Annotated in this window: 19 protein-coding genes and 6 pseudogenes; 12 read left to right on the forward strand and 13 right to left on the reverse strand. The window is 71.4% G+C overall.

Going from position 1 to position 26,602, the window contains the following annotated elements:
- Positions 1 to 29 precede the first annotated feature (29 nt).
- Positions 30 to 1,625 (reverse strand): FAD-binding oxidoreductase, encoded by a 1,596-nt coding sequence (locus ABZ318_RS11380; protein WP_356902239.1) that lies wholly within the window; start codon positions 1,623 to 1,625, stop codon positions 30 to 32.
- A gap of 71 nt (positions 1,626 to 1,696) precedes the next feature.
- Between ABZ318_RS11380 and ABZ318_RS11385 the strand changes: the two genes are divergently transcribed.
- From ABZ318_RS11385 to ABZ318_RS11395, 3 genes are all read left to right on the forward strand, one after another.
- A complete protein-coding gene (locus ABZ318_RS11385; RefSeq protein WP_356902240.1) occupies positions 1,697 to 2,335 on the forward strand; it encodes a TetR/AcrR family transcriptional regulator in 639 nt (212 codons plus the stop codon).
- Positions 2,336 to 2,709: 374 nt separating this feature from the next.
- A complete protein-coding gene (locus ABZ318_RS11390) occupies positions 2,710 to 3,930 on the forward strand; it encodes a metallophosphoesterase (RefSeq protein ID WP_356902241.1) in 1,221 nt (406 codons plus the stop codon).
- Between the two features lie 221 nt (positions 3,931 to 4,151).
- Positions 4,152 to 6,572 (forward strand): ABC transporter substrate-binding protein, encoded by a 2,421-nt coding sequence (locus ABZ318_RS11395; protein ID WP_356902242.1) that lies wholly within the window; start codon positions 4,152 to 4,154, stop codon positions 6,570 to 6,572.
- Positions 6,573 to 7,005: 433 nt separating this feature from the next.
- Here ABZ318_RS11395 and ABZ318_RS11400 read toward each other — a convergent pair.
- Both ABZ318_RS11400 and ABZ318_RS11405 read right to left on the reverse strand, forming a co-directional pair.
- Positions 7,006 to 7,152 (reverse strand): annotated as a pseudogene (locus ABZ318_RS11400) (HNH endonuclease); the annotation flags it as partial.
- A 1,703-nt stretch (positions 7,153 to 8,855) separates the two neighbouring features.
- Positions 8,856 to 9,020: pseudogene (locus ABZ318_RS11405) on the reverse strand (IS5/IS1182 family transposase); the annotation flags it as partial.
- A 695-nt stretch (positions 9,021 to 9,715) separates the two neighbouring features.
- Between ABZ318_RS11405 and ABZ318_RS11410 the strand changes: the two are divergent.
- The 3 genes from ABZ318_RS11410 to ABZ318_RS11420 all read left to right on the forward strand — a co-directional run bounded on the left by ABZ318_RS11410 (position 9,716) and on the right by ABZ318_RS11420 (position 12,790).
- Complete coding sequence (locus ABZ318_RS11410) at positions 9,716 to 9,988, forward strand: hypothetical protein (protein ID WP_356902256.1); 273 nt, start codon at positions 9,716 to 9,718, stop codon at positions 9,986 to 9,988.
- Between the two features lie 128 nt (positions 9,989 to 10,116).
- Positions 10,117 to 10,851, forward strand: a complete 735-nt coding sequence (locus tag ABZ318_RS11415) for a D-Ala-D-Ala carboxypeptidase family metallohydrolase (protein ID WP_356902243.1) — start codon at positions 10,117 to 10,119, stop codon at positions 10,849 to 10,851.
- A gap of 187 nt (positions 10,852 to 11,038) precedes the next feature.
- The gene (locus ABZ318_RS11420; RefSeq protein WP_356902244.1) at positions 11,039 to 12,790 is read left to right on the forward strand and encodes a glycoside hydrolase domain-containing protein; all 1,752 of its coding nucleotides are present in this window, start codon (positions 11,039 to 11,041) and stop codon (positions 12,788 to 12,790) included.
- A 504-nt stretch (positions 12,791 to 13,294) separates the two neighbouring features.
- Here ABZ318_RS11420 and ABZ318_RS11425 read toward each other — a convergent pair.
- The 3 genes from ABZ318_RS11425 to ABZ318_RS11435 form a co-directional block, all read right to left on the reverse strand.
- Complete coding sequence (locus tag ABZ318_RS11425) at positions 13,295 to 14,359, reverse strand: polyprenyl synthetase family protein (RefSeq protein WP_356902255.1); 1,065 nt, start codon at positions 14,357 to 14,359, stop codon at positions 13,295 to 13,297.
- Positions 14,360 to 14,454: 95 nt separating this feature from the next.
- On the reverse strand, positions 14,455 to 15,606 hold the full coding sequence (locus ABZ318_RS11430) for a tetratricopeptide repeat protein (protein ID WP_356902245.1): 1,152 nt from the start codon (positions 15,604 to 15,606) through the stop codon (positions 14,455 to 14,457).
- 188 nt (positions 15,607 to 15,794) lie between these two features.
- Positions 15,795 to 15,986, reverse strand: coding sequence for a hypothetical protein (locus tag ABZ318_RS11435; protein WP_356902257.1), 192 nt, complete (start codon positions 15,984 to 15,986; stop codon positions 15,795 to 15,797).
- A gap of 143 nt (positions 15,987 to 16,129) precedes the next feature.
- Between ABZ318_RS11435 and ABZ318_RS11440 the strand changes: the two are divergent.
- Positions 16,130 to 16,252 (forward strand): annotated as a pseudogene (locus ABZ318_RS11440) (aldehyde dehydrogenase family protein); the annotation flags it as partial.
- A gap of 195 nt (positions 16,253 to 16,447) precedes the next feature.
- Here ABZ318_RS11440 and ABZ318_RS11445 read toward each other — a convergent pair.
- Positions 16,448 to 17,269, reverse strand: a complete 822-nt coding sequence (locus ABZ318_RS11445) for a hypothetical protein (protein ID WP_356902246.1) — start codon at positions 17,267 to 17,269, stop codon at positions 16,448 to 16,450.
- A gap of 503 nt (positions 17,270 to 17,772) precedes the next feature.
- Between ABZ318_RS11445 and ABZ318_RS11450 the strand changes: the two genes are divergently transcribed.
- Positions 17,773 to 17,958: a hypothetical protein gene (locus ABZ318_RS11450; protein WP_356902247.1), complete on the forward strand. Its 186-nt coding sequence runs from the start codon at positions 17,773 to 17,775 to the stop codon at positions 17,956 to 17,958.
- A 66-nt stretch (positions 17,959 to 18,024) separates the two neighbouring features.
- Here the strand turns inward: ABZ318_RS11450 and ABZ318_RS11455 are convergent.
- A pseudogene (locus ABZ318_RS11455) lies at positions 18,025 to 18,708 on the reverse strand (transposase family protein); the annotation flags it as partial.
- Between the two features lie 231 nt (positions 18,709 to 18,939).
- Positions 18,940 to 20,037, reverse strand: a complete 1,098-nt coding sequence (locus ABZ318_RS11460; RefSeq protein WP_356902248.1) for a DUF1152 domain-containing protein — start codon at positions 20,035 to 20,037, stop codon at positions 18,940 to 18,942.
- Positions 20,038 to 20,283: 246 nt separating this feature from the next.
- On the opposite strand from ABZ318_RS11460, the gene ABZ318_RS11465 reads away from it, so the two are divergent.
- Positions 20,284 to 21,678, forward strand: coding sequence for an STM4012 family radical SAM protein (locus ABZ318_RS11465; RefSeq protein WP_356902249.1), 1,395 nt, complete (start codon positions 20,284 to 20,286; stop codon positions 21,676 to 21,678).
- A 13-nt stretch (positions 21,679 to 21,691) separates the two neighbouring features.
- On the opposite strand, the gene ABZ318_RS11470 is transcribed toward ABZ318_RS11465, so the two are convergent.
- Entirely contained in the window at positions 21,692 to 22,591 is a 900-nt protein-coding gene (locus ABZ318_RS11470) for an EamA family transporter (RefSeq protein WP_356902250.1), read from the reverse strand.
- 207 nt (positions 22,592 to 22,798) lie between these two features.
- Positions 22,799 to 22,945: pseudogene (locus ABZ318_RS11475) on the reverse strand (IS256 family transposase); the annotation flags it as partial.
- A gap of 411 nt (positions 22,946 to 23,356) precedes the next feature.
- Here ABZ318_RS11475 and ABZ318_RS11480 point away from each other — a divergent pair.
- Both ABZ318_RS11480 and ABZ318_RS11485 read left to right on the forward strand, forming a co-directional pair.
- Positions 23,357 to 23,764, forward strand: coding sequence for a hypothetical protein (locus ABZ318_RS11480; protein WP_356902251.1), 408 nt, complete (start codon positions 23,357 to 23,359; stop codon positions 23,762 to 23,764).
- A 485-nt stretch (positions 23,765 to 24,249) separates the two neighbouring features.
- A complete protein-coding gene (locus ABZ318_RS11485) occupies positions 24,250 to 24,651 on the forward strand; it encodes a hypothetical protein (RefSeq protein WP_356902252.1) in 402 nt (133 codons plus the stop codon).
- Here ABZ318_RS11485 and ABZ318_RS11490 read toward each other — a convergent pair.
- Together ABZ318_RS11490 and ABZ318_RS11495 are read right to left on the reverse strand one after the other, a co-directional pair.
- The gene (locus ABZ318_RS11490; protein ID WP_356902253.1) at positions 24,606 to 25,358 is read right to left on the reverse strand and encodes a terpene synthase family protein; all 753 of its coding nucleotides are present in this window, start codon (positions 25,356 to 25,358) and stop codon (positions 24,606 to 24,608) included. The genes ABZ318_RS11485 and ABZ318_RS11490 overlap by 46 nt on opposite strands.
- A gap of 175 nt (positions 25,359 to 25,533) precedes the next feature.
- Positions 25,534 to 25,815: pseudogene (locus ABZ318_RS11495) on the reverse strand (IS5/IS1182 family transposase); the annotation flags it as partial.
- Between ABZ318_RS11495 and ABZ318_RS11500 the strand changes: the two are divergent.
- Complete coding sequence (locus ABZ318_RS11500) at positions 25,811 to 26,464, forward strand: DUF6461 domain-containing protein (protein ID WP_356902254.1); 654 nt, start codon at positions 25,811 to 25,813, stop codon at positions 26,462 to 26,464. The pseudogene ABZ318_RS11495 and the gene ABZ318_RS11500 sit on opposite strands and share 5 nt — an antisense overlap.
- Positions 26,465 to 26,602: the final 138 nt, after the last annotated feature.

The following is a 26,602-nucleotide window of genomic DNA, read 5'->3' on the forward strand; positions in this document are numbered from 1 at the left end:
GCCCCACCGCCGTCCCACCACCGGTGCGGTCAGTCGAGCAGGACGCCGGGGTTCAGGATGCGGTGAGGGTCCAGGGCGTCCTTGGCTGCGCGCAGCGCCAGCGCGAAGGGCTCCGGGCGCTGGAGGTCGTAGCCGGCGCGGTGGTCGCGGCCGACGGCGTGGTGGTGCGTGATCGTGGCGCGGTTGCGGTGCAGGATCTCGCCGGCGACGGCCTTGATGTCGTCCCAGACCTCGACCTCGTCGCCGGGTCGGCCGGCGACGGCCACGGTGAAGTAGGGGGCGGCCCCGTCGGGGTAGACGTGGGTCAGGCGGCAGTTGACGGTGGCCGGGCGTCCTGTGATCTTCAGAGCGGCGGCGCCGACCTCGGTGCGGACGGCGTCGATCAAGGCGGGGATCCTGTCCCAGGTGGCGGCGGTCTCGAAGGTCTCGACGACGGCGCCCATGCGGGCCAGACCGTCACGCAGGTAGGGCATGCGCAGGAACGCCGAACGCCAGGCGCTCACGGCCGAGGCGTCACGGTCCGCCGTGGGCGTCTCGGCTCGGCCGCTGTGGGCGCGGGCCAGGTCCACCGCGCTCGCGAGGCGGTCCCCGACGGGTCCGGTGGCGGATTCGAAGCCCAGGACCAGGACGGAGGAGCCGTCGTGGGAGGCGCCGGAGAGGAGGGCTTCGCCGGCGTCGAGCAGGCGGCAGTTGGCCGGGGCGAGGTCGGACTGGGCGATGGCGCGCACGGCGTCCAGCGCGCGGTGGAAGTCGGTGAAGGCCACGGACGCGGAGGCTTTGTGGCAGGGGCGTTCCTGCAAGCGCATCCATGCCTCGGTGATGACGCCGAGCGCGCCCTCGGACCCGAGGAAGAGCCGGTCGGGCGACGGACCGGCGCCGGAGGCGGGCAGGCGCCAGGACGTACCGGCTCCGGCGGGTGTGATCACCCGCAGGGACTGCACGAAGTCGTCGATGTGGGTGCGGACGGTGGCGTAGTGGCCACCGGCCCGAGTGGCCAGCCAACCGCCGAGGGTGGAGAACTCGAAGCTCTGCGGGAAGTGGCGCAGGGTCAGGCCGTGGGGCCGCAACTGCGCTTCCAGCACGGGGCCGAGAGCTCCTGCCTGGATGCGGGCCGAGCGGCCGGCGGTGTCGACCTCCAGAACGCGGCCCATCGAGGTCAGGTCGAGAGACAGCACGGCGCGGTGGGCATCGCCGCGGTACTCCACGCCGCCGACCACCGAGGAGCCGCCACCGAAGGGAATGACGGCCACGTCGTGCTCGCCGGCCCAGTCCAGCAGGTCGGCCACCTCCCGGTCGCCGGTGGGGTGGGCGACGAGGTCGGGGATCCGGCCGGGACGGGCGCGAAGGGCCCGGATGACGTCGCGGTAGGCCTTGCCCATGGCGTGGGCGGCGCGCGCCCGCGGGTCGCCGGTGACCAGATGCGCCAGGGAAGGTGGGGGCGTCACGGCGGGCCGGGCGATGGGCAGGTCGGCAATGCGGGGTATCGGCAGCGGGCGGGCCAGGGTGCCCGGAAGCAGGGCCCCCATCGCAGCGCATTCGGCGTCGTCGGGGTGGGCGTCGGTATAGCCCCAGCCCCACCAGGAACGGGTCCGGGCGGAGCGGGGCACAGATGGGATCGCAGACATGAGAGTGCTCCCAGTTGGGGTCCGATTGAACTTACCCAGTGGTAAATTACCTTAGGGTAAGATTCGTTTCCATGACAACGCCCTCCTCCAAGGCCGGCACCAAGGGCGTGCCGAGAGCCGACCGCGAACAACAGATCCTGGCCGCGGCCACCGAGGAGTTCGGCCGCCACGGCTACGAGGCGACCACCGTGGCCGCCATCGCCGTGAGGGTCGGCGTCACCAAGCCGCTGCTGCACCAGTACTTCGGCAGCAAGCAGGGCCTCTACCTCGCCTGCCTCGACCCGATCGGCGACCGGCTGCTGAACGCCCTCCGCACCGCCATGGCCGGACACGGCACCGACGCGCCGCCCACTCCCCTGCGCGTCCTGAACGCCCTCTTCACCGCACTCGACGGGCAGCGCGAGGCCTGGTTCGTCCTCTACGACCCCACGCTGCCGCCCGGCAGCGACGCCGCCCAGCGCGCCGTGCACTACCGCGACGCCATCGACGGCCTCGCCGCGACCGGCACCGCCGAACTCCTGCGCACGGCCGGAACCGCCGACCCCCTGGACGCCGACGCCCTCAAACACGCCTGGCGCGGCCTGTGCACCGCCCTGGTCCGCTGGTGGATCGGCCATCCCGACCAGTCGCCCGAGGCCATGACCCGGCGCTGCGCCCGGCTCACCGAGGCCGCCCACATCATCTTCGCCGCCGGCGGCGACAACACGTGAGCCAGACCGCCCCGCCACCTGGAAAGCACCTCGACCACCCCGTATCCGGCCGCGGACACCGTTTCGTCATGCAGGAGGCGACGACACCCAGGTCCCGAACCCCGAACCCGGGGCGGCGTCACCGGCGGTCCTCGCGGTCGAAGCGACACGGCCGCCGGCTCGGCGGCCGTCCCGAGCGGCCCCGTCGAAGTCTGGAGGGCAGCCCGTTCCCCCACGGCGGACAATGGGCTCTCCGAGAGACTCCGGCAAACAAGGTCGGAGCAGAATCAGGGCGTGGGCGGCGGCTCGTGTCGAGGCCACCGGCGGACGGACAGCGCGACGAACGTGCCGCTGCCGTCACACGGTCCGCCGGACAGGACCTCAGGAGGGGAAGCGTGACAGAGACCAGCGACACCCGATCAACCGGCCAGGAGGCACAGGGGAGATCACCGGGCCGGCTGCGGCGTCTGATGCGCTACATCCCCCTGATCGCCCCCCTCCTGCTGTGGGCCGTGCCGTGCTGGGTCCTCCTGCACACCGGTCAGCGCTGGCCGCTCCCCGTCACACTGACCGGCACGGCGCTCTTCGCCCTCGGCCTGACCGGAATGCCGCTCGCGATGGCACGCGGCCACGGTCGCCGCCAGCAGGACCGGGCGGCGATCGTCGGTGACACGCTGCTGGGCGGCATCTGGGTCCTGTTCACCTGGTCCCTTCTGCTCGGTGTCCCACTGCGGCTTGTCCTGACCGTGGCCGGTGTGGGTGACGGACAGGGCCGGGCGCGCATCGTCACCTGGACCGTCCTCTGCACAACCGCCGTACTGCTCGCATGGGGGTACGCCGAGGCCCGACGCGTGCCACGCGTGCGCCGCCTCGACGTGCCGCTCCCGCGCCTGGGAGCCGGGCTGGACGGCACCCGAGTCGTTCTGATCACCGACACCCACTACGGTCCGCTCGACCGCGCCCGCTGGTCGGAACGGGTCTGCGAGACGGTCAACAGCCTGGAAGCCGATCTGGTGTGCCACACCGGTGACATCGCGGACGGCACGGCCGAACGCCGTCGCGCCCAGGCCGCTCCCCTGGGCACCGTGCGGGCGACGCGGGCCCTGGTCTACGTCACCGGCAACCACGAGTACTACAGCGAGGCTCAGGGCTGGGTCGACCTGATGGACGAGCTTGGCTGGGAGCCGCTGCGCAACCGGCATCTGCTGCTCGAACGCGGCGGTGACACCCTCGTGGTCGCAGGTGTCGACGACGTCACCGCCGAGTCCTCCGGACTGGCGGGTCACCGAGCCCACCTCGCCGGAGCCCTCCAGGGCGCCGATCCCGACCTGCCCGTCCTCCTGCTCGCTCACCAGCCCAAGTTCGTCGACCGGGCGGCGGCCCACGGAATCGACCTCCAGCTCTCCGGCCACACCCACGGGGGCCAGATCTGGCCCTTCCACCACTTGGTCCGCCTCGACCAACCCACCGTCGCCGGCCTCAGCCACCACGGCGCTCGCACCCTCCTCTACACCAGCCGCGGCACCGGCTTCTGGGGCCCGCCCTTCCGGGTCTTCGCCCCCAGCGAGATCACCTTGCTCGTGCTCCGCTCCCCGGAGCGGTCCACCTCGCCGTAAGTCGTCCTCCCGGGATCCTTTCCGCCGCGTGGACGGTGATCCGACGCCGAAGCCCGGCGGCCACTCGTCGTCCGATGCGCGGCACGTGGAGCCGGGTCTCGACGACGAGGCGGCCACGACCGTGGTCGCCTCCTGCCGGCCCTTCGCCTCCTCGTCACCGGGGGCGTGATCAAGCCGTCTTTCCGTCACCTGGTCGGCTCATCAGGATCTAGAGTGTGCGCGTGACCGAGGAGAACCACGCACTCATCGCCGGCCGCTACCAACTGGTCGAACGTATCGGCCAAGGCGGCATGGGCAGGGTCTGGCGCGGCCTTGACCGGCAACTCTTCGGACGCGAAGTCGCCATCAAGGAAATCCTCTTCCCTCCGGGCATGGACGAGGCCGACCGCGAGGCGCTGCTCAGGCGGTTCACCGGCGAGGCACGCGCAGCGGTCACTCTCAGCCACCCGGGAGTCATCACCGTCCATGACGTCGTGGAGCATCGCGGCGCCCCCGTCATCGTCATGGAGCTGGTCCGCGGCCGGTCCCTGGCCGCCGAGATCCGCAGCCACGGCCGGCTGCCCGTACGGCGGGTGGCGGAGATCGGCGCCGCCGTGCTCGACGCGCTGACCGAGGCGCACGCGGCGCGGATCGTCCACCGCGACATCAAGCCGGACAACGTGCTCCTGGCCAAGGACCGAGTCGTCCTGACCGACTTCGGCATCGCCCACCTCGCCGACGCCACGACCAGGCTGAGCCACAGCGGGATCGTCATCGGCACCCCGCAGTACATGCCGCCGGAACAACTCGACGGCAAGCGCCCGACTCCGGCCAACGACCTATGGGCGCTCGGCGCCACCTTGTACCACGCCGTCGAGGGGCACCCCCCGTTCGAGGCGGAGGGCCTCCACGCCCTCGCCGTGGCCGTGTTCACCCGTCCGCACCGGCCGCCGGTCCACGCGGGCCCGCTCGCCCCGCTGCTGGACGCGCTGCTCACCAAGGACCCGGCTGAGCGCGTGGGCGCCGTGGAGGCGGCCGAGATGCTCGGGGCCGTACTGGGCTCCACCCCCTCCCCCGCCGGCCCGGACCGCGTGCCCGGCCCCGCGCGGGAAGCCGAACCGGGCGATGGTCCGGGACCGGAACCCACCCTCGGTCCGAAGGCGGCTTCGACGCCGGATGCGCCGGTGGAACCCTCCTCCGCCCCGACCATGCCCAAGCGGGCCCCTTCGTCGACACCGTCCGTGCCGACCCCCACCGTCCCCGACTCCTCCGGGGGCGGCGCGGGCCCCGCGCGTCACCGCGTGCCCGACCGGCCGACCGCCCCGCCGGTCGTCGCGGCCCCGGACGAGCCGCCGCCCGCACTCGGTGCGACGACTCCGTCGGAGCAGGGCGACCGGGCGTCCACGGGGCCGCGGGGCCTCACCCGACGCTCCGCGGTCCTGGGGACGGCGCTCGCCGTGCTCGCCACGGGCTCCCTCCTGACCTGGTCCCTCACCCGCGACGACGACCCGCCGGGCGGCGGGGCGGGCGGCAGCGGGTCGACGGCTTCCTCCGTCACGGTGCGGATCGGGGTGGACGCGCCCCTCAGCGGCGGACTCTCCTCGATGGGCACCGGTGTCCGGAACTCCGCCGAACTCGCGGTCCGGACCGCCAACGAGACCGGACACGTTCCCGGTGTGACCTTCGAGCTCACGGCCGTGGACGACGGGGCCGACCCCTCCAAGGGCGCGGCCAACGCCACCCGGTTCGTGTCCGACGGCAAGCTGGTCGGCGTCGTCGGCCCGCTCAACTCCGCCGTCGCCCGCACCCTGGTGCCCGTGCTCTCCCGCGCGGGCGTGGTCAACGTGTCGCCGGGCAACACCGACCCCGCCCTGACCCTGGGCCCCGACTGGGCCACGGGCACCCGCGTCCGGCCGTACTCCACCTACTTCCGGACGGTCGGCACGGATGTCGACCAGGGGCCGTTCGCCGCCCGGTACCTGCACGGCGCCGGGAAGACCAAGCTCTACGTGGTCGACGACGCGAGCCCCCACGGAACCGCCGTCACCTCCGGTCTCACCGCCGAATGGAAGAAGCTCGGGGGGACCGTCGTCGGCACCGAGCAGGTCGATCCCGCGGAACGCGACTTCGCGGGCCTCGCCCTCAGGGTACGGTCCTCGGGAGCCGAAGCCGTCTACTTCGGTGGCTACTACGACACCGCTGCACCGCTGTCCCAGCAGCTCAAGCAGGCGGGCGTGACCATCCCCCTCATGGGCGGCGACGGCATCTTCGACCAGGCGTACCTCACCGGGAACCCCCGGGCCGACGGCGACCTCGCGACCCAGATCGGCGTACCGGCCACGGAGTCGGCGGCAGGACGCGACTTCCTCGCCCGGTACGAGAAGGCGGGCTACGCGCAGCCGCCCGGCTGGTACGGCCCCTACGCCTACGACGCGACCTGGGCCCTCATCGAGGCGGTGAGGGCCGTCGCGAAGTCGAACGGCGGCACCCTTGCCGGCGACACCCGCGCGAAACTGCCGCAGGCCGTCGAGCACCTGGCCTTCGACGGCGTCACCGGCCCCGTCGCCTTCGACGGCGGCGACATCGTCAACCGCCGACTGACGGTGTACCAGGTGGACGGCGGAAGCTGGCAGGCCAGGACGACCGGATCTTCCACCCCATGACGGGGCGCTCCTCGGCCACCGCTGGGGCCCGCCCGCCGCCTCATCGACGAAGGCGTCGAACACCTCGCCGTCCTCGACTTCGCCCCGTTCGTCCGCGTCGCCTTCGCCGTCTGGGACCGCTCGGCCGGCTCCCCCGATCGCGCCGCCTTCCGGGCCAGGTCCGCCGGTTGACGATCTCCCGCGTCCCCGGGATCGGCGCAAGCGCACCAGCTGGCGCACCGACATCGCCCGTAACGAGATGCTGCCCTCATCTCCGTACGACGTCTTGGGCGGGCGCCAGAAAAGCGTCGTGGGACTCTTCGCCGATCCAGCGACGACGATGGTGCCGCACGAACTCGAGGTCGATGAAATGCCACCGGTGGAGCCTGATCCGATTCCCGAGCCGGCCCGTCACGGTGTCGACGACCGTGAGGTCGTCGGTGAGGATCCGTGCCCCTGCGTCGAAGAGGACGTGGCAGTTGGGACAGAGGCACAGCAGGTTCTCGACCACGTCGGGGCCGTCGTCCTCCCTCGCCCGGATGTGGGCGGCTTCGCTGTAGCGATGCCGAGGTGAGGGCAATGCCAACACAGCTCCGCACATCTGGCACTGGTCCTGGTACCACTCCTTGAGTTTGCGCACCGTGCTGCTGCCGGTCGCCGTCTCCCCTCTGTGCCGGCCGCTCCCCCGTGGCCGCGAGGAGCTGTGTGCAAGTTCGACCGGGCGGATCGGCACGGCTTGCCCTTCCTCCGGTTCGACGTCGGACAGCATCCCGTCCAGGCCCCTGACGAACCGGTCCACCGCGCTGCGGTCCATCGCGGCGAGGTCCGCGGTGTCCAAGACGGCACGACGGGTCAGCGACCAGGCGGACTCCACGTGGGCACTGTGGAGGGCCGTGCGTTCGGTGGCCGCGAGTGTTCCCGCGATGCGGGAGACGTGATCGCCGATCCGGACGAAGAAGTCGGCGTGCTGCTCGGGAAGGTCTTGCCAGTGGTGTACGGCCGTGCGGATCGTCTGCCACTGCCGGAGTGCACGGCGGGTGTAGGTCAGTTCGGGCCGGGTGTTGAAGGCCCAGCCGTATGCCGTTGCCAGCTCGTGACGCCAGCTGCCCGGCTCCGGGTCCGCGCACCGGGCAGGCACTGACCGGCGGGAGAAGTGCAGGAGGCGGGAGCAGGTGGCCGCGTCGGTGGCCAGGAAGCCGCGCCACTCCCGTGCTGACACCTCCCACAGCGATCCGAACAGTGGCGGTTCGGGTCTGCTCGCCGTGCGGTAGCGGCCGACGCCACGCGTCTGCAGACTGTGCCGACCGTCCCACGCCTGCCGTATGGGACCTTCCAGCGACATGCTGATGCCGGAGCCCGCACGACCCGTAGTGAACGGTGAACCCGTCAGAAGGAAGCTGGGCGCTCCGACGCCGGCCCTCTCGGCACGGCGGGTTGCGTGGCAGGCCGCATCCAGCAGCCTGCGGTTCGTCACATCGTGGTGGACTGCCAATGGAGCCGACTCGCTGAGAAGCCGGTGCAGGAGACCATGCAGCGAGTCGCCCCCGGAACCATCTCGCCGCACCACAGACGTCCATACCGTCACCGGGGCGTCCGGCCACGAAACGATCGAGACCACAGGGGTCACGGCCGCAGACCACCAGCTGACCGCCGCCATGTAGAGGTCTGCGGGATGGACTCCTGCGGCGCCTGCTTCGGTCTGCGCCATATCCCCCAGTGGCCCCCGGTAGAGGATGTCATTCTCCGTCACCGCTTCGCCCCCATCTCGGCTCCGTTCTGCGGCGCTTGCCGTACGGCTGCGGATTCTTCCTCACACCGCTGACACCGGCCGGCGGCTCCGTGTCAGCGGGAGGAGCGTCGTCGAGACCGCTCCGGAGCCGACCGGACAGCCGAGTGCAGCGCCGGAAGGAGCGCAGAACGGGAAGCATCACGACGAGCGAGCTCGTGGCCGCGAAGCGGTGGATGTCGTAGCCCATGAGGCGCAGCCGCCGGTTTCCGTCGACCGTCTCCGATCAGAGCCAGGGCAGCGCCTTCCCGGTTGCGTCGGCGTAGTGCTGAACTCCCTGCCGGACGAAGATCCGGACCATTCCCGGACCAGCCCCCGCCATCGGGCGCCCCAACCGCCCTTTCCACAGGTGAGCGTGGGTGCAACTGCTGTACCACCAGCAGACGAAGAACCTGCTGGTCAGCCACTCCCCGAAGAAGCTCGGCTTCTTCTGAGCGCGTTCGGCGAGACGCACCAGGCGCCTGTGCTGTCCGATGGACCAGTACGTTCGACTCGTGCAGAGCACTGCCTTCGTCAAGGAGCGGCAGGCCGTTCGCGTCCGACAGGATGTGCATCTTGGAACCCGCCTTGCCCCGGTCCACGGGGCTCGGTCCTGTAAGTTCGCCCCCCTTCGCCCTCACATGGGCGGAGCCGAGGACGGCCCGGGGCAGGTCGAGCAGGCCGGCGTCGTCGAGGCGGTTGAGACGTCCTACGGTGAGGGTGCGCACGTTCCGCTCCTCCTGAGTCGGGGAACCCGATTCCAGAGTCGTGTTCAGGGGGTCGTACGGAGCAGGGGCCACTGCTCCTCCGGCCGAGGGACCAATGGCCCGTACTCTGACCGGAGAAGTGAACCGAGGCCAGCGGCCCGTCGCCCGCCCGAGCCTGTCCGGCCCACGAGCGGAACGCGGCTTCCATCGGACCGACGGCGACGGAACCGAGGGAGCCCTTCCGGGGACTGCGGTTTCGCGGCCGAGGACCACCACGGCCCCCGACCAGCGGCTCGCGTCCGTCGGCTGGGCCGCGAGCGTCGCATGGGTGAACCCGGTGCCCGCGGTGGAGCGGAGTTTGGTGACCGGGCGGATCTCGACGCGTGGCATGCCGAGCCCGGTCTTCGGCGGCGTGATCCGCACCCGCCTCGGCCCGTGGCTGCCGGCCCGGGGCCGAGGTCTTGAACCCGTGCCCGTTCTCGGGACGCTCTTCGTGCCGGCCGTCTCCATGGCCGCGGGCGGTGTCGCCGCGCCGGGCATCAGGAGACCGATCAGATGGGAGAGGTCCGCATGACCACGCGCACGTCGAGGACGTCCTCGCCCTCCTCGATCACTTGGGTCTGCGTCAGGCACTGCTCGTCGGCCACCGGCCGGAGGTGCGCGGCACCCTGCTGTGGGCGGAGCGAGGAGGGATGAACGAGCCCCAGGGGCTCTACGACGAGGGGCGGCTGGCCGCGGGCGGTCTCTCCCCGGAGAGGATCACCAGCCGCCGGGTCGACGACACCAACCACTACACGAGCCTGTTCGCGGCGCACGCGACGGCGGCCGTCGCGGAGGCGGTGCGCGCGGAACTGAAGCTGATGCAGCACCGGGCCCGGTGCGACACACCGGGCCGAGCGTGCGTCAGATTCCGCGGAACGGCGCGCGTCCGGGCCGGTGGGCGACCGGCGTCACCACGGCCGTGACCTCCAGAAGGGTTGTTTCGAAGGTCTGGTCCTGTGGCGGATGGTGACGGTATGGACACACACCGCTCACGCGCATCACACTCGCCGCAGCCCCTCGACGGGGAATCAGAACTCAGGACGGAGGCGCGATGCTTCGACGCACGATCCGACTCACCCTCTCTATTGTCATGCTCATGATGGCAACCCTGGGTGGGATGCTGTCCACGGCCGGGTCCGCCCAGGCCGACGAGTGCTACACCTGGGGCCGCACCCTGTCCGAGGGCATGTCGGGCTCCGATGTGACGCAGCTGCAGATCCGCGTGGCCGGACACGCGGCGTACGGCGAGGTCATCGCCATCGACGGTGCCTTCGGCCCGGCCACGAAGGCCGCGGTGACCCGATTCCAGCAGGCGTACGGTCTGCCCGCGGACGGCGTCGCGGGTTCCCAGACGTTCAGCAAGATCTACGCCCTGCAGGACCCGGACTGCACCCCGATCCACTTCACCTACGCCGAGCTGAACAAGTGCAACTCGGACTGGTCCGGCGGCGCGGTCAGCACCTTGACGGCCAAGGCCAACGGCCTGCGCACGATGTGGAAGCTGGAGGCCATGCGACACGCCCTGGGTGACGTGCCGCTGACCGTGACCAGCGGATTCCGCTCGTACGCCTGCAACAGCGCGGTGGGCGGCGCCTCGAACAGTCGGCACCTGTACGGTGACGCCGCCGACCTGACCGGCAGCCCGTCGCTGTGCACGCTGGCCCAGCGGGCCCGCTACCACGGCTTCGGCGGAATCTTCGGCCCCGGCTACCCCGACCACGGCGACCACACCCACGTGGACGGACGCACCAGCCGATCCTGGTCCGCGCCCAACTGCGGCATCTGACCCCTACGTACGACACGGGCAACGGGCTCTCCCCCGGGCCGGCTCCGGCCCGGGGGAGAGCCCGCACCGCCCGCGAGGCGCGAGGCCGGCAAGACTCCGGCCCTCCGGACGGGCACCGCCCATCCCTGCCGCGAACAGATCTGCCGCACCCCCCTCTCCCCTCCCCGCATCGAGTAGGAGTGCCCTGATGTCCTCCCGCATCCCATGGCGCGTCCGTGCCGGAACGGCCACGCTGGCGGTGCTCGCCGGTATCGGGGCGTTCGCCGCGCCCGGATCCGCCACGGCCGCCTCCCCACCCGGGACGGGCCGACAGTCCGTCACCTACCACGGCTACCGCATCGAGGTCCCCGCCGACTGGCAAGTCGTCGATCTGGCCGAAAGGCCCCAGGCCTGCCTCCGATTCGACCGACCCGCCGTCTACCTGGGCGAGCCCGCCGAGCAGAACGACTGCCCCGCACACCTCGTGGGCCGTACGGCAGGCATCGTCGTGGAGCCCCTCACCGCCCACTCCGCCGGACAGGCGACGGCGGCGACCGCACGGACCCCACGCGGCAAGGCCACCGCTCCGACCGCCGTGTCCAGCAACGACACCATCCAGATCGCGGTCGAGGACGCCGGTGTACTCGTCACCGCCGCCCACACCCCGGCGACCGAGAGCCTGGTGCGGGGCGTTCTGGCCTCGGCCGAACTCACCCCGGGCGCCAGGCGCACCGAGCTGCCCCGCGCGGTCCAGCGGCCCGACGCCACTCCCCTGACCGCTGCCGGGCCGCAACCCGGCAGCTACCTGGGCAAGGGTTTCGACACCTGCGCCGCGCCCTCCCAGGCCGCCATGAACGCCTGGCAGGCCGGCTCACCGTACAGCGCGGTCGGCGTCTACATCAGCGGCTCCTTCCGCGGCTGTGCGCAGCCGAACCTGACCGCGAGCTGGGTGACCGGTCAGACCGGCAACGGCTGGCGGCTGATCCCCATCGACGTCGGCCGCCAGGCCCCGTGCACGGGCTTCTCCCTGAAGATGTCGACCGACCCCGCCACGGCCAAGTCCCAGGGCGTCGCGGCGGCGGCAGCCGCCCTCACCGCCGCGGCGAACCTCGGCATCCCCGCGGGCAGCGCCGTCTACAGCGACATCGAGGGATACGCCTCCACGGCCTCCTGCAAGGCGGCCGTGCTGTCGTACCTGTCCGGCTGGACCGAGCGGCTGCACAGCGGCGGCTACCTGTCGGGCTTCTACTCCAGCGCGTCCTCCGGCATCAAGGACGCCGCGAGCGAGTACGGCAACAGCGCCTACACGCGGGTCGACCACATCTTCTACGCCTGGTGGAACGGCGCCGCCGACACCGACACCGGTTCCTACGTCCCGTCCACCTACTGGGCCGGCCACCAGCGCATCCACCAGTACGCAGGTGAGGTCACCGAGTCCTACGGCGGCTACTCGATCAACATCGACCGCGACCACCTGGACGTGGGCACCGGCACCCCGTCCACGCCCACCTGCTCCGGAGCGAACCTCGACTTCACCTCGTACCCCGCTCTCCGGAGCGGCTCGACCGGCGACCAGGTCAAGGCGGCCCAGTGCCTGCTCGAAGCCGCCGGATACGACCCGGGGACCCCGGACGGGACGTTCGGCGCCGCCACGACCACCGCCACCCAGAACTTCCAGAGCGGCACGGGGCTCACCGCGGACGGGGTGATCGGGCCGAAGACCTGGACCGCCCTGTTGTCCCGCGGAACCACCCCCACCGTCCAGAGCGGCTCGACGGGAGAAGCCGTCACCAGGCTCCAGCGCGCCCTGACCGCCGCGCTCGGCCGGACGGTGGCCATCGACGGCGCCTTCGGTCGAGGCACCGACCAGGCCGTGCGCGACTACCAGTCCTCACGCGCTCTGACGGCCGACGGCATCGTCGGCTCCGGCACCTGGGGCGCCCTCCAGTCGGGAAGGTGAGGAAGACCTCGTGAGACCACTCGCACGGAGCGTCCTGTCTGCCGACAGCGGCAGACCAGCGCACCGGCCCCCTGGGAACTGCTCTGCGGGATGAGATGCCCGGTGTGCTCGCCGGGCCGGCGGCAGCCCTCGGAGTCTCCACCGTCTCCCAGGGCGGTCAGGCACTGATCCACCACGAGATGGAGGGTGACGTGTCTTCGCGGGGCTGTCGTGTCGGCCTCCGGTTCCGCGTTGCGGAAGGCGGGGGCCGCCGCCGGAACCGCGACGACAGCCTCCGGCCGGCCGAAGGTCCTGTCGCCGCACAGGCCGGCACCAGCGCGAGCAGCGTGACGGACAACACCTCGGCGAGCGGGGCGTTCGGGGCCAGGCCCTTCCGTACGAAGACCGGTGTGCGGCTCGCGCCCGATGCGGTGGCGCCCGCGCTCGGTCCGCTGTCCTTCCGCGCTCCGCCGCGGGTACCCGTCGTCGAGCCGTCACCGACGGGGACCCGCGGCGGAGCGGTGGTCACCTGGTCCGGTCGAGCACATACGCGAACAGCCTGTCCAGTTGCTGTGCGGCGGTGTGCGTGAGGGACGCGTCGCGCAGCGCGCGGCGGGCGGCGTCCAGGTGCCGGCGCGCTTCGCCGCGGGTCGCGGTCCGCCCGCCCAACTCCTCCACGAGTGCCGCGACGTGTGCGGCGGCCTCGTGGTCGAACGGCCGGGGAGGGTCGAGCATCGCCGCCAGTTCGTGTGCGGCGCTGCCTCCGCCGGCCAGTGCGGCGAGCATCGGGTAGGTCTTCTTTCCCCTGCGCAGGTCGGCGTGGACGGGTTTGCCGGTCACGGCGGGGTCGCCCCAGATGCCGAGGATGTCGTCCACCGCCTGGAAGGCGAGGCCGAGATGGCGGCCCGCCCGTTCGAGCGTGGTCACGGTCCGGTCGGGGGCACCGCCGAGGACCGCGCCGAGCGCAACGGCACAGCCCAGCAGGGCGCCTGTCTTGTGTTCGGCCATCGACCGGTACTGCTCCGGTCCGACTGCGCCGGGGCCGTACCACGGACGGTGTTCAAAGCGCAGGTCCTGCGCCTGGCCGGACACCAGCGCGTTCAGGGTCCGGCAGAAGCAGCGGACCGCGGCCGCCGCGTGCCGGCCCGGGGCCTCGGCCAGGGTGGTCACGGCCTGGGCGAGAAGCGCGTCGCCCGCGAGAACGGCCGGGCCGGTCCCGTACGCCTTCCACACCGCGGGCCGCTGCCGGCGCAGGGCGTCGCCGTCCATGATGTCGTCGTGGAGGAGCGAGAAGGTGTGCACGAGTTCGACGGCCACGGCGCCGGGAACGGCCTCCGCGCCATCAGCCCCGACCGCCTCCGCCCCGAGCACGGCGAGCGCCTGGCGCACTCCCTTGCCCTCGGACCCGCCGGAATCCGGAGTACCGGCCCTGTCGGACCAGCCCAGCGCGTACGCCGCCATCTCACCGGTCCACGGGTGGAGGCTGCCCACCGCCTCCACCAGCGCAGGCCGGACGAGTTCACGACAACGCTCCAGGACACGGGCCGGCGCTGCATCGTGATCGACGTCGTGATCATTCTCGCGATCAATGTCGTGATCGATGTCGTGATCACGAGAGGAACGCACCGTGGCCACGACTGCGGCGCCCGGCGCGCACACCGGCGAGGGCCGTGTCGGGACGGCGCTCATCGCAGGCCCTCCACATCGGCGGCCTGAAGCGCCTCGGCCCCGACCGCCGGCAGCACGGGCCCCGCGGCGCCCCCCTCGTGGCCGCCGTGGTCCGGCAGCGGCCCGACGCCCAGTTCGGCCGCTGCCTTGTCCACCATGTCCCGGGCGTGCCGCAGCCCGATGCGGTCCAGCATGGAGCGCAATTCGGCCAGGTCCGCAGTGGTGCGCGCGGCGTCGCGGCCCAGGCGGGCGGAGGCCTTGACCAGCCCCAGTCGCGACAGCGCCGTCCCGCGCGGCTCGTCCATCTCTCGGAACTCCCCGAGGGCCAGCGCGTACATCTCGCGGGCCTGCTCGTAGCGGCCCGCCCGGTACAGCACGTTGCCGCGCATCTTGTGGTTGTAGGCGAGCGCGCTGGACAGCCGCATCTCCCGGCAGGCCTCCTCCGCCTCGGACAGCAGCGACAGGGCGCGCTCCACGTCGGCGTCGCGCACGGACACCACGTCCGCGATGCCGCGCAGCGCCCATGCCCACCCGCGCCGGTCCTCGGCTCGGTACGCCGTCTCGGCCGCCTCCTCGAACAGGGCCAGGGCCTCGTCGTATTCGCCGGTGTTGCGGTGCATCTGCGCGATGCCCTCCAGCGCCCACACCGTGTGCCGGGCCTCGCCTCGACGGCGGGCCTCGGCAAGCAGCTGCTCGTGCAGCCTCCTCACCGCCGCGTAATCGCCCTGGATGCGCCCGGTCTCGGCGAGTCCCGCCAGCGAGTAACCGCGCACGACGACGTCACCGCCCCGCTCGCCCGTCTCGGCGGCCAGCCTCAGCAACCGGTACGCCAGCCTGAACGCACCGCGCTGTCGGGCCAGCGTGCCGCCGCTCCACAGAGCCCACGCCATGGCCCCCTCGTGACCGGCCGCACGCGCCGCCCGGTAACTCGCCTTCCACGCCTGGTCGGCCTCCTCGATACGCCCGAGCCTGCGGCAGGCCTCCGCCACGGCCAGCCCGCAGCGCGCCTCCTCCCGCCGGTCCCCGGCCCGCTCCGCCGTCCGCAGCTCCTCCATGCCCCGGGCCAGCACCTCGGGCAGTGAGGCGTTCACCGACAACGATTCGAGAGCACCCTGGTACTCCGGCGCCGATGCCTTCGCCCGCCTCGTCCTCTGCACCTGACCTGTCATCACACCCCTCCTCGTGTCGACCCGACGATCAAGTCGACACGAGGACCAAGACGGCGACCGCGGGCCGGGGTTCCCTCTCGGTCGAGAAGTCCGCCTCCATACGGACACGAGGTCGTCCTCAGGTGCTACGCGGCTGTCGACGACTCCTCAGCGAGACGTACGCCGGGGCCCGGCCTGGCAGGTCCGGCTCAGCACAGGGTGGGGCTCGAACGGCGGACGACCGGCTCCGGCCGGAGCATCACCTGGTCGTGGCGGTGGTCGTCCTCCTGGCCGCCGGTCTCCTTCAGGAGCAGCTCGGCCGCTCGCGTGCCCAGGGTGAGGGCCGAACGCGACCGGCAGATCGCGAACGCGTGCAGCGAGGACGCCCGGATCCAGGGCATCCACAACGCCCGCCACCACCGCAGCGACCGCCTCGGCCGCGCCGCAGCGCAAACCGTCGGATCACGACCCGTCCGGCTGGACAAGCCCGAGGTCGTCAGCCTCTCTCCTCGTTTACGGAGTTTCATCGAACTCCGGACACGCTGCCTTCGGCGGCTACAAGCAGTCGGGCATCGGCCGCGAGACCCACCGCATGATGCTGGACCACTACCAGCAGACGAAGAATCTCCTGGTGTCGTACTCGCCGAAGAAGCTGGGCTTCTTCTAAGGGCACAAAAAGAGGCGCCTGGCCTGGGCTTTCGCCCGTCGGGCGCCTCTCACTCGTCCCGTTTGACGAGAGGTCGCGTTCACACCGAAACTCCCAGTTCATCCCCCTGGTATCCCGCTCCTGACCAGCTCTTCCGGACCAGTCACGGGCCAAAACTCCGGCTCGCCTCGCGGCCTCACCTCGACTGACACTGTCCTACTCCTCCATGGACTGCTCGATAAGGCGGTTGGCCTGCTCCCGCACGCCGTCCAGGAACTTGGCGTAGTGGCGGAAGAGAACCTCGATGCTCTGACCCGCGCGGCGAGTGCATTCGGCCGGGTCCACACCGGAGTACAACCAGAACGAGATGCCTGCGTGTCGGAGATCGTAGGGCCGCTTGGCCAGCCCGGAGGTGGGTTCCATTCGCGTCAGCACGTACTCCCGCGCCCGCGCCCACGTTGTGCCACAGGCCGATGGGTCGACGTAGTTGCCGGCCTGGTTCCGGAACAGCCGGCCGTCCGGTGCCACGCCGAAGCGGTCGATGTGTGCACGGAGTACACGCACGAACTGCGGCGGGATGGGTACGGGCCGGGTAGCGGTAGCCGCGCGGCGCTTGAGCGAGTGGACCTCATGCACGGCGCCGGCATCCGTCCAATCCTTGCCGGCGGTGACGACGCCGCCGGACAGGTTGAGCATGCCCCACCCGGTCTCGGGTAGATGGCACTGCTCGAGCCGGAGGTGAATGACCTCTGCCGACCGCATTGCCGCGTAGTACATGCAAGCGAAGAACGCCTCCAGATGAGGGCCGCGCCCGCGCTGCTGATCAACCACTGCGAGCAGCCGGGTAACCTGTGCCGGATCGGGAACGGCAGCCGGATCGACCTCCTCGTTGACCGCCGGGGCTTTCCACCGAAGGCCGTTGAGAGGATTCTCAGCGAAGTGGCCTTTTTCGGCTGCCGTGTTGACACTTCGTTGAAAGCAGCCCGCTTGCGTCGTGCAGTCTTGGCCGCAGCCTTCTTGCCGTCCAGCTTGCGGCACAGAGCGTCCAGCGCCCGCCTCAGCACGTCGGCTTCCGCGAGGTCACTGAGCGTTTTCAGTTTCGCCACTCCAGGGTGACGCCGTGGCCCTCGCTTGAGTCCTGGAAGTTCCTCGGCTGGGCCCGCCGGGCACGGTGGGTTGTCTGTGGAAAGTCGCAGGCGGTCACTTCGCTGTGTGATGAGTCTCCTTCGGGAGCACGCGCCGGCCGATCACGCGGATCTGCCAGGGCCGGCCACGGAACAGATGATCGCGGCAGCCGAGGAACGGATGGGGATCTCCCTGCATGGGGACCTGCGGACGTGGCTGCTTCTGAACAATCTGGATCTTCCCGAGGGAGACGTCGACGACGACATCGCCTGCTGCGGTTACGCCGGGTTCCCTGACGAGGGAGCTTCTTTCTGGGCATCCAGGCGATAGAGAAGCTCTACGCGAATCGCCCCTTGTCCGGTGGGGGCAAATGGCGCGAGGAGTGGATCCCGTTCCAGTCGGACCGGGACGGCTGGATGGGACAGTTCATCGACGCGAGAGACGGACGTATCGGCAGATGGTTCGTGGGTGCGCCCACGGTCACCGGCGAGTACGCGTCACTGGCTCACTACTTCGACTCCGTGGCGGAGATGCTGACGAGGATCGGCGCGGGGAACTATCCGGTCTGTTCCGTTGCCGAAGGACGACTTGTCTGGTCGTGAGACGGTTCCCAACTGGATGACGGCCATTGCCAATCCGCCCTCACCCTGGAACGGCAATGAGATTCATCAGCGTTGACGTTCCAGGGTAAGGATGGCTGCGGCGATGACGGTCATCCGGTTGGGGCCGCAGCGGGCCCGGCGGAAGATCTGCCAGGACTTGAGTCGCGCGATGCTTCGTTCGACCGGTGCTCGTGTCGCTGACAGGGCTCGGTTGATTGTCTGCTGGGTTGTGGTGAGGTCCTGGCCAGGAAGCCGTCTGATGGGCGTGGTCACCCAGGGGCCGGCTCCGATGTAGGCGCGGTCGGCGAGCACGGGGAGGCCCTGGTGTTCGCAGATCCGGATGATGCGGTGAGTGCGGGCCGCGGTCAGATCGTGGGTGCGGCCGGGCAGGGCGGGTGAGATCCACAGCAGCTTGCCCGCGGGATCGGCCATGACCTGCACGTTTACACCGTGGCGGCGGTGCTTCTGGGAGAAGTCCGCTCGGCTGTCGCCGACGCGGTCGCACTCGGCGAGCGTCCCGTCGAGCAGGACGTGATCAGGATCGGACTCGCGCAGGACCCGCAGGAGGCCGGGTGCCCGGCCCGACAAGTGCTGGACGACGGCCGTGACGTAGGCGTGGGCGGCGCCGACGGATATCCCGAAGCCGGCCGCGATCTGCGCAAGCGTGTCGTGGCGGCGAAGACAGACCAGGCCCCCGAGGGCACGCTGGTGAGGCGGGAGCTTGCGGCGGCGGTCACCCTCACGGGTGACGTGGAGATCAGCGGCCCGGCCTCGTCGGCATCCTCTTCCTCGACGACCACGCCCGCTCCGGATACGGCTGGCCGGCCCTGACCGGATTCGTCATCGCGAGCGCCGGAACCCTGCTCCTGGCCCGCTTCGGCGAAGTCCGCCGCTCATTCCTCCCCGTCTTCTGGGCCACCCGTCGGCGTACGGGGGGAGAGAAAGTGCACCTGCCGATCCCGTATGCCGTTCCGGTGCCCCTCAGGCCGTCGCCAGCTGCCACAGCGGTGCCACACGCCGGGCCGGCGACCCCGTGGTCAGGGAGCGGTGCAGGGCGTCGGCCTCGACCGGGGTGAGGGCGAGCTCCTCGGTGATCCTGCGGGTCGTGACGTAGGCGAGGCCCTCGGCGCGACGGGCGCGTTCGAAGGCGAGGTACCGGTCCAGGACGGCTTCGGGCTCCGCAGGAGGGCGTGGGGCGGACGGAGCCGGGAGGAGGGCGGCGCGCTGCCGTTCCCGGGCTATCTCGGAGAAGCCGCAGACGGCGTGCGACACCTTTTCGGCAGCCTCCAGGCTGGGGCACAGGGCGAGGGCCCGTGCGAGCGGGCTGAGCCGGAGCGCGTCCTCGCAGGCGAGCCGGTGTACGAGGTGTGAGGAGTCGTCCAGGACGACGGGGGCGGGGGCGTCGCGGGTGCCGCAGACGCCGCGGACGCCACGGGCCGCCGCGACGAGCATCGCGCCGGCCTCGGAGGGGTGCCAGTCGAAGACAGGCGTCACGTCGTCGGTGTCCTCGGGCGCGAGGGCGAAGGCCGGGTCACCGAGCCGGGGCGCCAGGACGGCCCGCGGCACCTCGTTGTCCAGGCCGGGACCGGCGACGTACACGGTGGTCGAGAGGCCCGTCGCGGCGCAGGCGGCCAGGGCCAGCGCGTCGCCGAGCGGGCTGCGCAGCGTCGGTTCGTCACCGCGCGCGACGATGTCGCCGCCCACGTCCACGAGATCGATCCGGTCGGTGCCGCACCAGCGGGCCGCCGCCTCGATCTGCCGGGTGAGGCCGACCACTCCCTCGTACGGGTCGAGCAGACCCAGCGCGGGCCGCAGACCGCCGGCGAGCCGGGGGAGCAGCGAACCGGCCGGAGCCCTGGGCGCGGTCCGCGGTGTGACGAGGGCGAGATGGGGCGCGGGACGGTCGAGTGCGGTGAAGTCCGCGATGCCGCGCGGACCGGGCACGGGGTCGACGACGAGTCGTTCCCACGCGTAGGTGAGCACCAGAGCGGGAGTGTGCGGGCCGTGCAGCGCGGCGTGCACCATGGCCGCCGTGATGGCGTCGCCGCCGCCTCCGGCGGCGATGAGAAGTCGCTTCATGGCGGACACACAACCTCATGCGCGCCCGCTCCGTCAGCCGTATCGGCCGGTCCGGGCCGCCCGTAGCCCGCGCCGGGGGTGGCAATTCGGGAGGAAGTACATTCTTCGTGAAAAGTGCAGATGAAGATCTAGGACGTCAAACCCATCTTTTGGTGATCACACTACAGATACCAGCCCCCTGACCGCTCTAAGGTGCCGAGCTGTCACCCCCCGTGACGACCCTTCAGAGAGCGAGGCACATCGCCCATGGGCAAGTCCGTCATGCTTCCGTCACCCTCCCTTCCCACCACGGCACCCGCCGAGGCGGAAACCCCCTACCAGCAGTACGTCTACGCCTACCCGCACCAGAAGGCCTACCGCCTCCTGGACGACGGCCCCCTCCTGAGCGACCTGTGGTCCGGAGAACGGCTCGACGCCCTTTCCCTCTACGCCCACGTCCCCTTCTGCGAGATGCGATGCGGGTTCTGTAACCTCTTCACCCGCACCGGCGCCCCCGAAGAAGTCACCGCTGCCTTCCTGGACACCCTCGAACGCCAGGCCCGCGTCACCAGAGAAGCCCTCGACGCCCAGGGCGAGCCGTTACGCTTCACCCTCGCCGCCTTCGGCGGCGGCACCCCCACCTACCTCACGGCCGACGAACTCACCCGGCTCTGCGACATCTCCGAGAACATCATGGGCGCCGACCTGCAGGCGGCGTCCTGGTCGGTCGAGACCTCGCCCGCCACCGCCACCGCCGACCGGCTCGCCGTCCTCGCCGAACGCGGCGCCACCCGACTGAGCATCGGCGTACAGAGCTTCCTCGACGACGAAGTCCGCGCCGCCGTCCGCCCGCAGAAACGCCAAGAAGTCGAATCCGCCCTCGCCCGCCTGCGCGACGCCCGGTTCCCCATCCTGAACATCGACCTCATCTACGGCATCGACGGCCAGACCGAACGCACCTTCCAGATCTCCCTCGACGCCGCCCTCGCCTGGGAACCCGAGGAGATCTACCTCTACCCCCTCTACGTCCGCCCCCTGACCGGCCTCAGCTCCCGGCACGCCACCAGCCCCGCCGAATGGGACGACCAGCGACTGCGCCTCTACCGCTTCGGCCGCGACCACCTCCTGTCCGCCGGATACGAGCAGACCTCCATGCGGGTCTTCCGCCGCCTCGGCAGCGCCGCCACCGAGGACACCGAGGGCAACAGCATCAACGAGTACAACCAACAGGCCGGCATGGTCGGCCTCGGGGTCGGTGCCCGCTCCTTCACCACCGACCTGCACTACACCACCGACTACGCCGTCGCCGTCCCCGAGGTGCGCCGCATCATCGACGACTACATCGCGACCCCGAACGAACGCTTCCGCCGCGCCCAGTGGGCCTTCGCCATGAACGACGACGAACGGCGCCGGATGTACGTCCTCCAGCACCTGCTCGAATCGTCCGGACTCGACATCACCCGCTACGAGCGCCACTTCGGCACCCGCTTCGAGACCGACTTCGCCACCCAGCTCGACACCCTCCTGGCCCGCAACTGGGTCCGGGCCGCCGGCACGGTCCTGCTGCTCACTCCGGAGGGCATGGCCCGCGCCGACGCGATCGGCCCGCGGTTCTTCTCCGACCACGTACGCGCGAACATGAGCAGCTACCAGGACCGGTGAGCCGCGCGGCGCCTCACCGCCCCGCCGGCTCGGGCCGAGACTCCAGGGCCACCGCCCGCCGCCGCCCCGGCACCGAGACGGCCACCAGCCCGCCCAGCAGCAGTACGCCGCCCACGACGGCGAGCGGCCCCGGCCGTTCGCCGAGCAGCACCACCCCCAGCATGGTGGCGACCAGCGGTTCGGTCAGGCTCAGCGTCCCCACCGTGGCGGCGCTGAGCCGGCCCACGCCCCGCGTGAACAGCAGGTACCCCAGGGCCGTCGTCCCCAGCGCCAGCCACCCCACCAGCGCCGCCCCGCGCACCGTGAACAGCCCCTCCGGAGCGACCAGGAGGGACGGCGAGACCACCAGACCGGCGCACAACACGCTCACCGGCGCCGCCGCGTCCAGATCACCGCCTCGTGCGCCCAACTCCTTGGTCGCCGCGATGTAGACGCCGAAGGCGGCACCCGCCGCCACCCCGTACACCACACCAAGGATGTCCGTCCGTCCCTCACTGCCGGGCAGCAACAGCAACCCGATCCCGACGACCGCGCACAGCGTCCCCACGGCCCACCGCCGCGACAACCGCTCACCGGACAGCACCAGCCCGCACACCCCACTGACCACCGGCACCGTCCCGAACGCCGTCGCCGTCGCCAGTGCCGCCCCCGAACGCTCGACCGCCTGCAGGAAGCACACCTGGAACGCGGCCGTCACCAGCACGCTGACCACGATCCACCGCCGCACCCCCCGCCGCATCAACGTGCGTAACCCGGCCGACCGCACCATCACCACCGTCAGCAACAGCCCGCCCAACAGCATCCGGGCCGCCCCCAGAGACACCGGATGTGCCCCGCTTCCGGCCCAGATCTGCGCCGGCCCCACCGTGCCCCACAACACCGCCGCCACCAGCACCGACACCACACCACTCACGCCGACCCCTCCCTAGGCACAGACGGCGTGAACGTACCGGGGCGGACAGCCCTCCGGCCCTTGGCAGAACCCATGAGATCCGGGCCGCCTCACCGGTGGATACGACGCTGAGCAGATCCTGCAGGTACAGGTGCCAGCGGGAAGCGCACGGCCCGGACGGCCTTGCGGAGGCGGGCGTCCACGAAGATCACCGGGTGGACGTGCTCGAGCGGACTCGAGCATCCGCTTGGTCAGCTGCCGCAGCGGACCGCCCTCACCGGTCAACCGCAGCCCGTCCGAGCGGGCACGGTCCACGAGCATCGTGATCGACTGCTCGTCCGCCACCGCGCCTACCGCCTCTTCGAGTACTGGTATACCGCTGTCCTCACCATCGCGTTCCTCGCACTGTGACCACCCCGGTACGGGGCAGGCGGCCGCTGGTCAGGGACTCGACCAGGACGCCTTCGGCGCCGAAGCGGTCAGTCCAGAACTCCGGCCGTTCGCCGTGGTTGGTCCGGCGGTGCCTGAGCAGTGTGAGACGGAAGGAATGATGACCAGTTGGCGTTCCGGGCCGCGGCGGCCGTCCGCTGTTTCCGGCTGCGTGCGCACGGATCCGCGATGAGCGCCGGAACGGTGGGGCGGGTCCCTGGCAGGCTGCCGGTGGTCGGACATCTCGGTGCGTTCCTGCGCTCGCCGTTGGGGTTCCTCGCAGGACTCGCCGCCCACGGGGACCTCGTCGAAGTCTGCTTCGGCCCTCAACGCGTATGGGTGGTCTGTGATCCGGGCTTGACCCGGGATCCACTGGTCGACGACCGGCTGTTCGACAAGGGCGGGCCGCTGTACGACAGGCTGCGGGAGGCGGGCGGGAGCGGTCCGGCGACCTGCCCGGCTCGCGATCACCGCCGCCAGCGCCGGTTGATCCAGCCCGCTTTCCACCGGGCGCGGCTGCCCGGGTACGCGGACACCATGACGGAGGTCATCGACGCGGCCACCAGCGGCTGGAGGGCCGGCGGGCGTGTCGACCCGGTGTCCGAGACCCGGTCCATGGCGGCGGCGATCTTGCTGTCGACGGTGTTCGGCACCGCCCTCCCGGCCGCCTCCGGCAACGCGCGCTCCTCGAGCAGGCCGCCGACCGCTACGGGGGCCCGCTCCCCGAGCCCACGCCCCTCGTCTTCGAACGGCTGCGGGTCCTGACCGCACTCGACCGCGCCGGACTGCTCACCGGCACGAGCGCCTCGCCCGCCGGTGGGTGGCCGCGCTCCTCGGCCCCCGGGGCGTGTCCGGGGTCCCTGGCCTGGAACCCGACGCGGACGACACCGCCCTCGCCCTCCACCCTCGCCCTCCACCCTCGCCCTCCATCTGGCGGCCCGGCTCGGGCTGCCTCACGACGCCACGGTCCTGGACGGGTTCCGTACGCCCACCCACTTCGCCTGCTACGTCGGCGAGGACACCGGCTCCGTCTCCGCCAACGCCCACGTCCTGCTCGCCCTCCGCAGCCGGACCGCCGACGGCACCGGCCCGGCCTGCGGGACACGACCGACAACCTGACCACCCGGCTCCTTGACCGACAGACCCCGGACGGCCACTGGGCGGACAAGTGGCACGCCCCACCCCTGTACGCCACCGCCCGCGTCACCGCCGCCCCGCACACCTCTTCGCCTCGCACCACACCACCCCCGGTGATCACCGCCTTCCGCTCGGCCGCCCGCTGGGCGGCGCGCAACCGGAACCCCGACGGATCGTGGGCCGTCTGGCAGGGCACCGCGGAGGAGACGGCATACGCCGCGCAGATCCTGCTCCGCTCCCCCGACCGACCCCCTGCCGCCGTCCTCGTGCGCGCCCGCGCCCACCTGGCCGCACACGCGGCCGGGCCCGGCGGGGCGTCGGCCCTGTGGCACGACAAGACCCTCTCTGCACCAAGCGCGGTCATCCGGGCGGAGGTCCTCGCGACGCTGCACCAGCTGACCCGCCACCTCGCCGACGCAAGGGACGACGCGGTCCCACAGCCCCCGGCCCCGCCCTCCCCGGGCGGACGTCAGCCGGGCTCTCCTTCTGTGCGCCACCGCCCGCTGACCCCGTAGAGGCGCTCCGTCCCGCCGATCGCACAGCCGAGCGCGGCCGCGTACGGCGCGAGCTCCGGCACCGGGGACGCAGCCGGCTTCCCTATCAGCCGGTGGGCGACCAGGGCCTCCTCCTCGCACGCCCGGCACGCGCGGGCGAAGGCCTCGCGCGGCTCCAGACCGTACTCCTTCATGAGCACCCACGGCAGGGTCCGCAGCGCGCCGCGCTCCTGGTACTCGTAGGCGAACGAATACACGTCGTTGGTCCACCCCCACACCACCGCGGTCGCCCGCAGCAAGCGACGCACGTCCGCACGGGCGTGCACCGCAGCCTGCGGGTCCAGGCCCGCACAGGGCTCGATCAGGGTGGCGCCCACGTACCCGAAGACGGTGTGCGGGCGCATCGCCGCGTACTCCGCGAAGCCCACGCTCCGCCCGGCCGTCATGCCCTCCCACAGCATCGCGAGGAACAGCGAAACGAGCCGGGACCCGACCCGCTCCGCCTGCTTCGGCGTCACCAGGTCCCGCAGCCGCCCCATCACATCGCCCAGCACCGCGGTAAACGCCGCAGCCCCGGCGGCGGGCCGCTCGAAGGTCTCGACGACCCGGACGAACGAGGCCACGAACGGCGCCACGGCCGCGTCCCTCGGCGCGGCCGCGGCCTCCTCCACGTACAGGTCGTCGAAGGCACAGAGCCAGGCGAACAGATCGGCCGCCGGCTCCAACAACTCCCGCCCCGCGTCCGGGTAGACCGACCCGGCAATGCGCCCCGCCTCCCCATCCGACCATCCCGCACGCCGAGCCCATGGTTCAACCAGGGCCCTGGAGAACACGGACCGGAATTTCCCACCGTCCTGTGCGCCTCGGGGGCGAGGGCCGTCTCCGTGCCCGCGTCGCCCGCTACTCGGTCCAGAGCGTGCGAGCCTGATGGTCGGCGACGACAGTGGCCTTCATCGTGTTCTGCTTCTTCCCGCCCGAGACGAACGCCCGGCGTCCGCCGCGGCCGGCTGTGGGCCGGGAGGCCTGGACCTCGGTGGCAGCCAGCCGCAGCTCCACGCCCTCGGCCTGGGCGTACGCGAACACATCCGCCAGGGTCCGCAGCCGCAGGCCAGGACGGGCGGGGACCGCGCATCCGCGTTCGGCCAGGAGCCCTCGTATCTCTCCGATCGCGCGGGGGACGGTGGAGGCGGAACCGCGCGGCACCGGGGAGGGCACGGCCGGGCTGATCGAGGCGGATGACGCTCACCACGCCGAGGTGGATTACGACTACTGGGACGAGTCCTACGTCGCGGGCGCCTTCAAGGCCCCGGGTGAGGGTGGCGACTGGACAGTTGTCCTCGGCTTTGACGGTGGCCTTGGGATGCCGTGTGCGGAGATGCTGTCGGAGGGCGGCCGGGTCGTGGCGCATTCGAGCAACGGCGGCGAGCCCATCCACCTCTTCCACTGGTTCGAGGACGGCGAGCTCCGTACGACGTTCGAGGGCCCCTCGGCGCGCGATGGCAGCAGCCCCGATGAACCGGTTCCCCTGTTGCGGGAAGTCGGCTTCCCGCTGACTCCCGAAGGAGAGCACGACGAGAACGCCCCGGCCGTCGACGGGAAGGCGGCGGTCCTCGCCCTGGCCGAGAGGCTCACCGGCATACGCGTCACCGAATCCCTCCTCCAGGACGCCATGTACGAACGGGGACTCGTCCCCGAACAGCCTGCCGAGGAGTGGACCCGCAGGGTCATCGACATCACCGATGCCCACGGAGAGCGCCTGTACAAGGAATGGACCTATGAGGAGATCGAGGCGGCTTCCGACCGCGTACGGCGGAGGCGAACGCGCCGGTCGTGATCACCTACAACGAGCCTCTCGCCAAGGATCGTTCGGAGCACGAGACGGGTGAGTAGCGGACAGGAGTGTGGCGGGTGCCCCAGGCTGCTCCATCCCCACCCCCAACGGGGACGAGGTTAAACGACAAGCACAGGCTGT

This window comes from Streptomyces sp. NPDC006197 (assembly GCF_040613865.1).
Lineage (GTDB): Bacteria > Actinomycetota > Actinomycetes > Streptomycetales > Streptomycetaceae > Streptomyces.